12 protein-coding genes are annotated in these 12,977 nt (G+C 44.1%); 5 read left to right on the top strand and 7 right to left on the bottom strand.

Annotated features, from left to right (window positions below; genetic code table 11):
* Positions 1-8: 8 nt before the first annotated feature.
* Entirely contained in the window at positions 9-632 is a 624-nt protein-coding gene (locus tag JO154_RS18385; RefSeq protein WP_291948210.1) for a ribonuclease HII, read from the bottom strand.
* A gap of 60 nt (positions 633-692) precedes the next feature.
* Complete coding sequence (locus JO154_RS18380; protein ID WP_291948208.1) at positions 693-1,130, bottom strand: hypothetical protein; 438 nt, start codon at positions 1,128-1,130, stop codon at positions 693-695.
* Between the two features lie 228 nt (positions 1,131-1,358).
* Here JO154_RS18380 and JO154_RS18375 point away from each other — a divergent pair, with 228 nt between their 5' ends.
* The 5 genes from JO154_RS18375 (at position 1,359) to JO154_RS18355 (ending at position 7,582) form a co-directional block, all read left to right on the top strand.
* A complete protein-coding gene (locus tag JO154_RS18375) occupies positions 1,359-3,521 on the top strand; it encodes a S46 family peptidase (RefSeq protein WP_291948206.1) in 2,163 nt (720 codons plus the stop codon).
* A gap of 141 nt (positions 3,522-3,662) precedes the next feature.
* Positions 3,663-4,322 carry a succinate dehydrogenase cytochrome b subunit gene (locus tag JO154_RS18370; RefSeq protein ID WP_291948204.1) on the top strand — a complete coding sequence of 220 codons (660 nt, stop codon included), beginning with the start codon at positions 3,663-3,665 and terminating at the stop codon, positions 4,320-4,322.
* Between the two features lie 6 nt (positions 4,323-4,328).
* A complete protein-coding gene (locus JO154_RS18365; RefSeq protein ID WP_291948202.1) occupies positions 4,329-6,239 on the top strand; it encodes a fumarate reductase/succinate dehydrogenase flavoprotein subunit in 1,911 nt (636 codons plus the stop codon).
* A 24-nt stretch (positions 6,240-6,263) separates the two neighbouring features.
* Complete coding sequence (locus tag JO154_RS18360) at positions 6,264-7,010, top strand: succinate dehydrogenase/fumarate reductase iron-sulfur subunit (protein WP_291948200.1); 747 nt, start codon at positions 6,264-6,266, stop codon at positions 7,008-7,010.
* Positions 7,011-7,213: 203 nt separating this feature from the next.
* Positions 7,214-7,582: an IPT/TIG domain-containing protein gene (locus JO154_RS18355; protein WP_291948198.1), complete on the top strand. Its 369-nt coding sequence runs from the start codon at positions 7,214-7,216 to the stop codon at positions 7,580-7,582.
* Positions 7,583-7,645: 63 nt separating this feature from the next.
* On the opposite strand, the gene JO154_RS18350 is transcribed toward JO154_RS18355, so the two are convergent.
* From JO154_RS18350 to cysS, 5 genes are all read right to left on the bottom strand, one after another.
* The gene (locus tag JO154_RS18350; RefSeq protein WP_291948196.1) at positions 7,646-8,716 is read right to left on the bottom strand and encodes an META domain-containing protein; all 1,071 of its coding nucleotides are present in this window, start codon (positions 8,714-8,716) and stop codon (positions 7,646-7,648) included.
* A gap of 91 nt (positions 8,717-8,807) precedes the next feature.
* Positions 8,808-9,728, bottom strand: coding sequence for a hypothetical protein (locus JO154_RS18345; RefSeq protein ID WP_291948194.1), 921 nt, complete (start codon positions 9,726-9,728; stop codon positions 8,808-8,810).
* Positions 9,729-9,744: 16 nt separating this feature from the next.
* A complete protein-coding gene (locus JO154_RS18340; protein ID WP_291948192.1) occupies positions 9,745-10,365 on the bottom strand; it encodes an alpha-ketoglutarate-dependent dioxygenase AlkB in 621 nt (206 codons plus the stop codon).
* Between the two features lie 71 nt (positions 10,366-10,436).
* Positions 10,437-11,429 carry a M28 family peptidase gene (locus tag JO154_RS18335; protein WP_291948189.1) on the bottom strand — a complete coding sequence of 331 codons (993 nt, stop codon included), beginning with the start codon at positions 11,427-11,429 and terminating at the stop codon, positions 10,437-10,439.
* A 20-nt stretch (positions 11,430-11,449) separates the two neighbouring features.
* Positions 11,450-12,952: a cysteine--tRNA ligase gene (cysS, locus tag JO154_RS18330; RefSeq protein ID WP_291948188.1), complete on the bottom strand. Its 1,503-nt coding sequence runs from the start codon at positions 12,950-12,952 to the stop codon at positions 11,450-11,452.
* Between the last annotated feature and the right edge of the window lie 25 nt (positions 12,953-12,977).

Raw genomic sequence — 12,977 nt, 5'->3', positions numbered from 1 at the left:
AAATTGGCCTACTCTATACTTCCCTCGAAATCCAATTCCAACTCCAACTGATCATCGGGCAACAGACGGAAGGATTTACGATGGTAAGGCGTTTCACCAAATGCTTTAATGGCATCACGGTGAACCTTTGTACCATAACCCACATTGGTATTCCAGCCGTATTGAGGATAAGCAGCATGCAATTGTTGCATATATTCATCACGGTAGGTTTTTGCCAGTACAGATGCCGCTGCAATAGAGGCGTAAAGTCCGTCGCCCTGTACAATACAGGAATGCGGAACATTTTTGTACGGATTAAACCGGTTTCCGTCTACCAGGATATATTCCGGTTGCTGGCTTAATTGCTCCAAAGCCAGATGCATGGCCTTAAAGGAAGCTTGCAGGATATTAATTCTGTCTATCTCCTCATTATCCACACTAGCAACTGCAAAGCAAATTGCTTTTTTCTCAATCACCTTCCGTAGCTTATCCCTATCGGAGGCTTTCATCTGCTTGGAATCATTCAAAAGCGGATGCTTGAATTTTGCTGGCAAAATCACTGCTGCCGCGAACACCGGGCCCGCCAGGCATCCACGTCCGACCTCATCACAGCCGGCTTCCAATAATATATCCTGATATCTAGTTCGTAGCAAAGTTCAGTCTGTTAATCAGGGTAAAATTACATGAATAATCAACAAGGAACAAGCTTGCTCCTAGTCCTTCTTAAACAGGTCTTTGAAATCCCGTTTGAAATCATCCCACATTTTTTCTGATTTCTTCGCTACGTCATCTGCAGCCTTTTTGGTACTATCCCATTTGTCTGCGGATGCAGCCTTCACTTCTGCTATTTCTTGTTGCATCTGTAATTTCAAATCTTCCAGTTTGCGACTGGCTTCCTTACTTTTCTTATCGCCTTTCTTCTTTAATTCTTCTGTTGCTTTATTGATCTGGGCAATCTTTGCATTTAATGTATCTACCGTCTGGTCTTTCTGCTGCTGCAGATAATCTCCAGCATTACTGGCGGCTGATTTCAAATGCTGTCCAGCTTCCTGAAGATTGGATTTGATGGAATCTCCAGAATTCTTGGTTTCCGGGGCCGATTGACATGCCGTCATCGCTGCCATTCCTAATACGAAGATCAAATTTTTCATATACTACAGGTTTTTAATTTTATCCTGAGAAACAGGGTTTAAAAAAACTGGCATGGCCATTTGAAGCTCCCATTATCAAAACATATTCCAGTTTTTCAAACGCTTTCCATTATACATAGTTTAAATTACCAAATGAGGACTGAAAACAGCCTTCCGTACCACTTCAAATTCACTGTTAGCAAAAAAAGTCCTAGGTTTGAGGTCCTTAAAAATAAATCTGCAAAAACTATGAGAAAACATCTAGTGGTTTTGCTCCTCCTGATGGCCATCAGTATTAAATGGGCCAAAGCGGATGAGGGCATGTGGCTCCCCTATTTGCTGGGGCAGCAAACGTATAACGACATGGTGAAAAGAGGCCTCAAACTGACGAAAGAGCAGTTGTACAGCATTAACAAAGCATCCGTAAAAGATGCGATCGTCATTTTCGGTGGCGGCTGTACTGGTGAAATTGTCAGCAATGAAGGTCTGATCTTCACAAATCACCACTGTGGATATGATGCTATCGCTACTGCCAGCACCGTAGAGCATAACTACCTGAAAAATGGTTTCTATGCACAAAACAAACAACAGGAAATCTCTTCCCCAAAACTGTCCGTACAATTCCTAGTTAAGGTAGATGATGTGACCAAACAAGTGGAAGATGCCCTGAAAGGCCTCTCCGGCGTGGAAAGAGTGCAGAAAGAACAGGAAACCTTCGGCCAGATCGCAGCTAAAGCGGTGGAAGGAACCGGTTACGAAGCGAAAGTAGTGCCTATGTTCAAAGGCAATCAATACCTGCTCTTCGTTTACGAGCGCTATAAAGATATTCGCCTCGTAGGTACCCCTCCTGAAAGCGTAGGTAAATTTGGTGGAGATACGGACAACTGGGAATGGCCACGTCATACCGGCGACTTCTCCATCTTCCGTGTATATGCGGATAAAAATGGTAAACCAGCTCCTTACTCTGCAGAGAATGTGCCTTTAAAACCTAAGCATTTCCTCCCTGTATCTATCAAAGGTATCAAGGAAAATGACTACGCTATGATCTTCGGTTATCCTGGTGGTACCAACCGCTATGAAACCTCTTATGGCATTGAACTGAAAAATACAGTTGAAAATCCTTCCCTGGTTAATCTGCGCGATATTCGCCTGAAAGCGATGTTCGAACAAATGAAGAAAGATCCTGCTGTTAAACTCCAGTTGGCTTCTTCTTACGCAGGTATCGCTAACTATTGGAAATTCTTCGACGGCGAAACTAAACAACTGGAAAAATATCATGTGCTGGATGCTAAAAGAAAACAGGAAGCTGCTTTCGCTAAATGGGCACAGGATAAACCAGAATTCGCCAACATCTTTAATGATTATGCTGCTAACTATAAAGCATGGTCTCCTTATGCAAAAGGTCGCGTTTACCTGAACGAAGGTATCCTCGGTTCTCCTGTTGCTGCCTTCGCTGCATCACTGATGGCGGTGGAAAGAGCACTGGTAACGGCGAATATGCCTAAAGATGCGGTTCAGAAAGCGGTGGATGCTGCTGTTGCGGCACGCAAAAACTTCCTGGAAAGTGAAAATAAACCTAGCGATGAGAAAATCCTCGCCGCTACTTGCCATATGTTCTACACAGATATTTCGAAAGACCAACAACCTATTGGTTTCTACGAAGATCTGCAGTCTAAATACGGCCCACTGAATGAAGATGCTACCTATCGCAAATGGGCTGCTAATCTCATGGCTAACACCATGATCTTCAATGATGCTAAATGGGCTGCTTTCGTGAAAAATCCGGATGCAACTACCCTCCAAGCAGATCCTGCTTTTGCTTATGCTAGCACTTTCGTGAAAAACTACACGGGTAAATACCTGCCACTGTACAACCAATTCGTTGTGAAAAACAACGACTTAGGTCGCGAATACCTGAAAGGTGTAATGCAAATGCAACCCAATGCTAACAGATATCCTGATGCGAACTTCACTATGCGCGTTTCTTATGGCCAAGTGAAACCTTACGCTCCACGTGATGCTGTAAACTACGATTACGTGACTACCATGAAAGGTGTGCTGGAAAAATATGTTCCTGGTGATTATGAATTTGATTTGCCTGCGAACTACCAAGATCTGTATAACAAAAAAGATTTCGGTCAGTATAAAGATCCTAAACACAATGATGTCGTGGTTTGCTTCATCACTACCAACGATATCACTGGCGGTAACTCCGGTTCCCCTGTTATCAATGCTAACGGTGAGCTGATTGGTCTGGCCTTCGATGGTAACTACGAAGCGCTGAGCCACAAAATCCAGTTCGATTCCAACTACAACCGTACTATCTGCGTGGATGTACGCTATGTACTGTGGTGCATCGAAAAACTGGGTGGTGCTAAAAACATCATCAACGAGCTGAAACTCGTTAAATAATATTACACTGCTCTAGCAGTGAGAACCCGTTCCGTTACATACGGAACGGGTTTTTTTATGCCAATATTTTGGATTGCACAGGTGAACATAATCGGTATTTCGCTGTTTCACTCGTAACACCAGTATCATAAATATTACTGTATGACGCAATCTACACTAACCAGAAAGATCTGGATGGCATTAACGGGTTTGTTTCTTTGTTTCTTCTTGATCATTCATCTGTTGGGAAACCTGCAACTGCTCATCCCTGGGCCTGCATCCAAAGAACAGTTCAATGCTTATTCCCAGTTGCTTTCAGGGAATATTATCATTAAAATAATCGCTTACATACTGTATGCAAGTATCATCGCACATGTTGTTTATGCGATCATTATAACGGTGATGAACACACGTACCAGGAATGTAAAATATCATTACGATAAAAGAGGTAATCTGAGCAAATGGTACACCCGCAATATGGGAGTACTGGGTACCATCATTTTTATCTTTCTAGTCATTCATTTCAGGGATTTCTGGTATGTATACAAATTTGGAGAACTGCCACTGGATGAGCATGGGCATAAAGATTTATATACGTTGGTGATAACGGTTTACAGCGAATTGTGGTACGTGGTGATATATGTGATTTGTATGATAGCACTCTGTTATCATCTAATCCATGGGTTCTTCAGTGCTGCCAGAACATTAGGACTTTATCATCCAAAATATGTCCGATGGATAAGAATACTAGGTTGGGTCTATAGTGTTGGAATCTGTGCTGGCTTTGCATTTATACCTGTTTACGTTCACTTCTTAAAATAGCTGGTAATGCTGGAATCTAAAATACCTGAAGGTCCACTCGAAGAAAAGTGGAATTACTACAAATCGCACACAAAGCTGGTCAATCCTGCCAATCGTAAGAAAATAGATATCATAGTGGTAGGTACAGGTCTTGCTGGTAGCGCTATTGCGGCTTCGCTAGGGGAAATGGGATATCGGGTGAAAAGCTTCTGTTTTCAGGATACTGCCCGCCGCGCGCACTCTGTGGCGGCACAAGGAGGCGTGAATGCTTGCAAGAATTACAAAAATGACGGCGACAGTGTTTTCCGAATGTTCTATGATACGCTCAAAGGCGGTGATTTCCGTTCCCGCGAAGCGAATGTATATCGATTGGCAGAATGCAGCGCCAACCTGATAGATCGGGCGGTGGCACAGGGTGTGCCTTTCGGCCGTGAATATGGCGGATATCTGAATAATCGGTCATTTGGTGGTGTACAGGTATCCAGAACCTTTTATGCACGCGGACAAACAGGTCAACAACTGTTGCTAGGCGCCTATCAGGCGCTGATGCGCCAGGTACATGCTGGGCATGTGCAGTTGTCTACCCGCCATGAAATGCTGGAATTGGTGGTTATAGATGGGAAAGCCAGAGGTGTGATTGTGAGGAATATGGAGACAGGCGCCATCGAAAGGCATGGGGCGCATGCTGTAGTATTGGCTACTGGCGGATTTGGGAAGATATATTTCCTCTCTACATTGGCGATGGGATGTAATGGATCTGCTATCTGGCGAGCGCATAAAAAAGGGGCGCTCATCGCCAATCCTAGCTGGACACAGATTCATCCAACCAGTTTGCCACAATCCGGTGAATATCAATCCAAATTGACCTTGATGTCGGAGTCTTTGCGTAATGATGGCCGCATCTGGGTGCCTAAAAAGCAAGACGATCAACGGCCTCCCAACCAGATTCCAGAAGAGGAACGGGATTACTACCTGGAAAGGCGTTATCCTGCCTTTGGGAACCTGACTCCTAGGGATATCGCTTCCCGCGCTGCCAAAGAGCGCATTGATGCGGGATACGGCATAGGACCGTTGAAAAATGCAGTATATCTCGATTTTTCGAAGGCAATTAGTGAACAAGGAGAAGAGAAGATCAGGGAGAAATACGGTAACCTTTTCCGGATGTATCAAAAAATTACTAACGTAAATGCATATACGGAACCGATGCGAATTTCTCCTGCGGCGCATTTCTCTATGGGAGGGCTTTGGGTGGATTACGAATTAATGACTAGCATACCGGGTTTATATGCACTGGGAGAAGCCAATTTCGCAGATCATGGTGCTAATAGATTAGGTGCTAATTCGTTATTGCAAGCCTGTGTGGATGGCTATTTTATTGCACCTTATACCATGGCAAATTTCCTGGCAGATGAAATTCGCACGGGGCCTATTGATACGCGGCATCCTGCTTTCGAAGCCGCAGAGGAACAAGTGAGAGACCAGCTTCGCATGCTGGAAACTATACAGGGAAAGCATCCTGCGGATTATTTCCATCGCCAACTGGGGCGTATTCTGTATGATAGATGTGGCCTTTCCCGCTCTGCACCTGGTCTTGAATCTGCTATCACCGACATACAGCAGTTACGGAAAGAATTTTATAAGCAACTGTATGTGCCACGTGGATTTGCGATAAATGCGGAATTGGAAAAAGCCGGTAGGGTAGCGGATTACCTGGAGCTCGGAGAGCTGATGTGTCATGATGCACTGAACCGTAATGAGTCCTGTGGAGCGCATTTTCGGGAAGAGTATCAAACGCCTGATGGAGAAGCACTGAGAAACGATGCGGATTTCTCTTTCATTGCTGCCTGGGAATGGCAAGGGGCCAACAATCCACCGCTTTTACATAAAGAACCGTTGCATTTTGAATTTGTAACGCCGAGTGTGCGGAGCTACAAGTAATCTGTTTATCAAAAATCTTAGTGTATGCGTCTACGTTTGAAAATATGGCGACAAGAAAGTAATGAAATTACCGGCAGGATGGAGTCTTATGAATTAAAAGAGGTGAATGAGGAGATGTCGTTTCTGGAAATGCTGGATGTACTGAATGAGCAACTGATGCAGCAAGGGATACGGCCAGTAGAGTTCGACCATGATTGCAGGGAAGGTATTTGCGGACAATGTGGGGTAATGATTAACGGAGAGCCGCACGGGCCGCTCCAGAATACTACCACTTGTCAGTTGCATATGCGTACTTTCCGAGATGGCGAGGAAATCTATATAGAACCTTTTAGGGCCTTGGCTTTTCCTGTTAAATGTGATCTTAAAATAGATAGATCGGCGTTTGATAGAATTATACAGTCCGGAGGTTTTATTTCGGTAGACACGGGTCAGGCGCCAGAGGCCAATAGTACCCGTATCCCCGTTCCCGTGGCAGAATCGGCATTTGATTCCGCGGCCTGTATTGGCTGTGGGGCCTGCGTTGCTGCTTGTAAGAATACTAGTGCTGCATTATTTACTAGTGCTAAAATCACGCATCTGGCCAAACTGCCACAAGGAAAAACGGAAGCGCAAGAACGTGTACTGCACATGGTAGCACAAATGGATGCAGAAGGATTCGGACATTGTACGAATACGGAAGCTTGTGAAGCTGCTTGCCCACAGGAGATTTCAGTGCTCAATATTGCGCGTATGAACTGGGAATTCAATAAGGCACATATCATGAGAAAGTAAAGACGTGTAGGCTTATACGTAGTACTACGTATTTTAAATTTATGGTAGAACTACGTATGTTTTTTAATTAGACATCCCGTAGCTTTGCATCCGTTTTAATACCGATAAATACTGTTGCAGAAAAGAGAGCGTTGCATTGTGCAGCGGTGTTGACCCCGGTAAGATTTGTAACAGGGTTTGTGACCCCCAAAGGATTAAAAAAGATGAAAAATTTGAAATTGTTTGTGATGCCCCTCACATTGGTAACATGCATGTTTGCGTGTACCCCAAAAGAAAAGAATGATAAAAAGGCTCCCGTTGCAACGGTAACAGCCTCCGGAAATGCTGGTAATTTTATCAGGATTAAAGGACGCGGATTCAGCGCTAATAAGCTGGAAAATACTGTTGTATTCGGTGATGTGAAAGCAGTGGTATTGGATGCTAACGCCAAATACCTGTTAGTACAGGTGCCGCCTCATAAAGCAGGAGTTGTTCCTGTAACAGTGGCGGTAGGAAAGGAAAGCTCCAATCCAATGATGTTTGAATATAACTCCAATGTATTGCTGGCAGTAGCCATTCCTGCCAGACGATAAAGGCAAGCAAAAAGAAACGGGTTCCTGCATGCAGGAACCCGTTTTATATTTTTAACTGTTCAGTTATTTGGCGTCTTTATCTGCCATTCCAAAAATCATCACCAGTTTATTTTTTTCGTACAGATTCAGCGTTTGTTCTGCTATATCAAAACGAAAAGTCTTGCCACTGATGGTTTTCAGGAACTCGGCTTCTTTCTTCATAATTTCTTCGCCACAAGCCATTCTGGTGCTCATGCCCATACCGATAGAAATAGTGTTGTCGGTGTGCTTAAATGCACCATTGATGATATTGCATCCACCACGACCATGATAACTACCTTTCTGCGGATCAAACTCCAAGTACATACCTGGTTCGGTAATAGTGTTATCATTCAGTTTCATCAGGTTCCATTTTTTGCTGGCAATAAAAGCCCATACATCAGGCTTTTCTGGCTTTGCTTCACCGGAATTCGCTGCACCCTGTTTGAAAGACAGCAATAATTTGCCGTTGCCGTACAAATTCAAACGACCGTTTTCAACACGATAGTTATATGTTTTAGAATCCAGCGCCATTTGGAAGGTAGATTCATTGCGCATATCTGTTTCATCAATACAAGCCATCAAGGTGCTCATGCCGCGTTTGAAAGAAACAATACCTGCTTCTTGGTTCGCTTGGAATTCACCACCAAGACCATTACAACCGCCATTACCATGGTAACGGTTGCCGGAAGCATCAAACTCCAGGAAGATTTTACCCTTGTTGATCGGAGTACCGTTCATCTCTACTAATACCCAATGTTTGCCAGGTACAAAAGGGGAACCAGCATTACTTACAGTTACTTTTTTCTTCATCAGCATTTTCTTCAGCGTGTATCTTACATTAGGAGCATCTGCTGGCGGATTCTTTACCGGGGTAACCAGTACCAACAGTTTATATTCATATCCTGGAACGTATTTGAATCCCTGGATATTGGAATAAAAATTTGACCATTCAGTTTCATTCTCTGCATGCACTTGCATACAATCCATAGGTCCTACTCCAGTACAAGGAACTGTATTCTCTTTGACATACATGACCTGTGTTTTGGGGGCCTGTTGCTTTTGTTCTGGAGTAAACAAAAATGTGCTCAAGGCAATTGCTAAATTCAATAACATAAACTAAGATTTTAAACATTTAACAATAATGCAAGCGTTCAGGTTCTGCATTTTGTTACATATGGCCCCGCTTTGCAAAAACGCTGCCAGGTTACTGATAGAGCACGTTTTTTTTATTAGAGTCCGCTACAGTATTGTGTTTAATGTCATTCAACCGGTTGATAATTCCCTTATAATAAGCCAATTTATTTTTTCCAGGTAAACTCACAATATTGACGTCATTCGCCTTCAACAGGTCTAATTTGAACTTTGATGCCAACACATATTCCTCTGGAATGTAATAGTATAGTTGATTAGGAACGCTGATATTCTTATGATGAAATTTCTGCCTGGCTCTGTAAGTCAGCAGCCACCAAAGATCCGTTTCCACGAAGTCCAACGACAATCCGAAGATGTGAATATCCTTTGTGAAAAACAGATCAATCCAGGAGTGATGATACACCTGATTACTGTGAATACGCCGTAATAAAGAATGCTTCGGCACTTCTGGATTAGTATACATCGTTCCTGTCACCACATAATTGCGCATCAGTTGTAATTGGCCACCATAGTGCTCAAACCCAAGACTGATACTCATAGGATTGAGACAGTCACCATGAAGATGCCAGTAATTAATACCATCCATGGTGTATTTGCGGAAGATGCTGTAGAATTTCTCCCGAATAAGACTCGTATTCTCAATCGGCGTACGCCCTTCCAATGTAAACTCATAGTTGGTAGTGAGAATATCTTGTGGTTGTAATGTTCTAATGGCGTGGTGAATTTCATTCGGGCGAATTTCTGCTGTTTTACTGGCAATAAAAGCTTTCAGTTCTCTTTCCCTGATGTGCTGTTTACGGATAGCCGTGAGAAAAATCTCTTCATATAATAACGGGAATGGTTTCTTGTCGTCAATTTCCACACAGTCTTTTATATGGCAGAAGGTGAGAATATCCTGCAATAGGTCTTTCCAGCTTTGCCCGGCGGAAATGTTGTTGATGTCATTTCCGATCAGTAAAACGAGGTTTTTCATACAATGTATTCGGTTTTTAAGGATGTATATATCTAAATGTTAGGTTGATACGGCCAGCTACAGGCTTTGAGGTTTTAGGAACATGATGTTCCCAGTAATGTTGCAGCTCGCCCTTCATAATCAGCAATGAGCCATGCTGGAGCAGGATTTCCTGCTTACGGGAATGATCCACTTTATAACGCAATAGGAACCGCCTTGCCGCCCCAAAATTAACAGAGGCAATCACTGGATGCTGCCCTAATTCAGGCTCGTCATCCGCATGCCAGCCCATTGAATCGTTGCCATTACGGTAATAGTTCAGGAGTACGCTGTTAAATGTTGCAGCAGCAATTGGGGAGACACGGTTACGTATAGCCAGCAGCGTATCCGTCCAGGGTTGGGGAACGAAGGTTTTGCCAGAAAAGGAGTAAGCAGAACTGGCATCGCCATACCAGGCCATCAGCCGAGGAAATAATACCTCGCGACCGTACATCCGCATGGACTCTTGTTTCCAGGCAGAGGTGTCTACTAAATTGTGATAAAACTGGTTGCTTTCTTGGGGAGTAAAAAATTGAGGGTAATACACCAGGATACCATGTTCCAAGATGATTTCCTGGTGTGTATTGTCATTCCCGAATATGTTTCCCTGCAGGCTCATAGCACTAAGTTACATCACTGCTACGCAGTGTATATGTGTTTTGTCCTTTAATGCTATTAACCTGCGGGCGATTAGTAGCTAAAAGGCTGGGTGTAAATAACTTGCAGAATAGTCTGGCCTACCGCCTGTAATGTACGCTTGTCGATTACAGTCATGTTATCATTGGTGGTATGCCAGTGGGCTGGAAAATGCCCGTTGGCTTGCCATGCAAGCACATCAAAGGTTGGAATCTTCGCAATGGTGTTTACCGGGATATGATCGTCGGTGATGTAAGCACCGTAATCTTCATATCGGAAGATGTCTGAGAAACCAACCTTATTGGCGGCATCCCAGAACATTTTCATTGGGCCAAGTGCATATTGTTTAGAAGCTTGCTCCATATAGAACTGAGAACCACGCGCACCAACCATGTCTAGGAGGATACCATAATTAGCGGTATAACCCGGTACATGTGGGTTTTTAGCCCAATATTGGGTACCGAGGCAGAACGTATTATCATTGGCAGGATCGCCGTAATCTTCCACATCTACCAGCAGGATATCCACACCAGCATCTGGTTTCTGTGCATGAAAATGACGGGCGGCTTCCAGCAATACAGCTACGCCACTGGCGCCATCATCTGCACCATCCAGTTTCTTGGTTTTGTCAAATGCATCTTCATCCGCATGCGGACGAGTATCCCAGTGAGCCAGCAGCAACACGCGCTGTTTGGCTGCCGGGTTGAAGCTGCCAATGATATTGATACAAGGTAGTTTTTCTCCTTTCGGGCCAATGACAGTGGTACGCTGTATATAAACGGTATCTGCCCATTTCTTCAATGAGGAGATCAGCCAATCAGCACATTTGGTCTGCGCAGGCGTATTAGGAATCCTGGGACCAAAGCTGACCTGCTTTTCCGTATAGGCATAAGCGGAGTCGGCGGAGAAGGCCGGTACGGGCGCTTCAATTTTATCTACCTTGCTGGCGCCTGTACTGTCATTACTATTTTCTCCTGTCTTGCTGTTTTGCTGGCAGGCGCCGGCTGTGATAGCCAGCGCCGTCAGCGCGATAAGAGCTTTACGCATTATCTATGTCTTTCTGATAATTAGTCCTGTACAATGGAGTAGGATACCGTGCCATCTTTTTCATCTTTCAACTGTATGCCTACAGACAACAACTCATTCCGGATTTTATCGGAAGTAGCGTAGTCCTTGCGTGCTTTGGCTTCTTTACGCATGTTGATAAGCATCTGTAATACGCCATCCAGTTTATCTTCATCCGTGCCGAGTACTTCCATCTGTACACCCAATATATCTACCAGGTATGTTTTCCAGGAAGCCTGCAACTGTTGGAATGTTTCTTCACTGATTTCGTGCATTTTGATCTGACCACCTTTCAGCGAATTGATGATAGGCGCCAGTTCAAAGAGATTAGCCATCACTTTTGCCGTATTGAAATCATCATTCATGAATTCAGGCAGTTCCTGCAACAACTGACGAACTTGTTTGTCCAGTTCTTCGTTGATAGCTTGTCCGTTGCCGCTCCAGGAGAGCTTTTGCAGTACCTCGTAGGTAGCCCACAAACGTTGCAGCCCCTTTTCAGCAGCTTGCAGGGCTTCATTGGAGAAGTCCAGTGTACTGCGGTAGTGAGTCTGCAATATGAAGAAGCGGATCACCATTGGGCCATAAGCCTTTTCCAATATTGGATTATTACCGGAGAACATTTCGGTCAGGGTAATGGTGTTGTTGTAAGACTTACCCATTTTACGACCGTTAATGGTGATCATGTTATTGTGCATCCAATAACGGGCCATCATATCGCCATGCGCGATTTCACTTTGTGCAATTTCGCACTCATGGTGAGGGAACTGAAGGTCCATGCCTCCACCGTGAATATCAAACTGTGTACCCAGGTATTTGGCGCTCATCGCGGAGCACTCAATATGCCATCCTGGGAAACCTTCGCCCCATGGGCTTGGCCAACGCATGATATGCTCTGGTGGCGCTTTTTTCCAAAGCGCAAAATCTACTTTGTTACGCTTTTCGTCTTGTCCTTCCAGTTCACGAGTGGTTTCCAGCATATCTTCCAATACACGGCCACTCAGGATACCGTAATTGTGACTAGCTGCATATTTTTTCACATCAAAGTAAACACTGCCATCTACCTCATATGCATAGCCTTTCTCCATGATGGTTTTAATCATTTCGATCTGCTCGATGATATGTCCGGTAGCAGTAGGCTCAATACTTGGTTCAACGTTATTGAACTGTAACATGGCCCAGTGATAGCGATTGGTATATTTCTGTACCAACTCCATCGGTTCCAGTTTTTCCAGTATTGCTTTGGTGGATACTTTATCTTCTGCTACGCGACCTTCTTCTTCAAAGTGGCCGGCGTCAGTGATGTTGCGTACGTAACGTACTTTATAACCCAGATAGCGCAGGTAGCGAATTACCACATCAAATGTGATATACGGACGCGCATGCCCCAGATGCGATTCACCAGAAACGGTTGGTCCGCACACATAAATGCCCACATGGCCCGGAGTTATAGAGGTAAATGTTTCTTTCTGACGATGTAATGTGTTGTATATTTTGAGTTCTGACATATGCTGTAAATAGCCGGTATCCTCA

This window comes from Chitinophaga sp. (genome assembly GCF_019236475.1).
Classification (GTDB): domain Bacteria; phylum Bacteroidota; class Bacteroidia; order Chitinophagales; family Chitinophagaceae; genus Chitinophaga.
The sequence above is the reverse complement of the archived record's forward strand: the minus strand, read 5'-3'. Positions and strand labels throughout refer to the sequence as shown.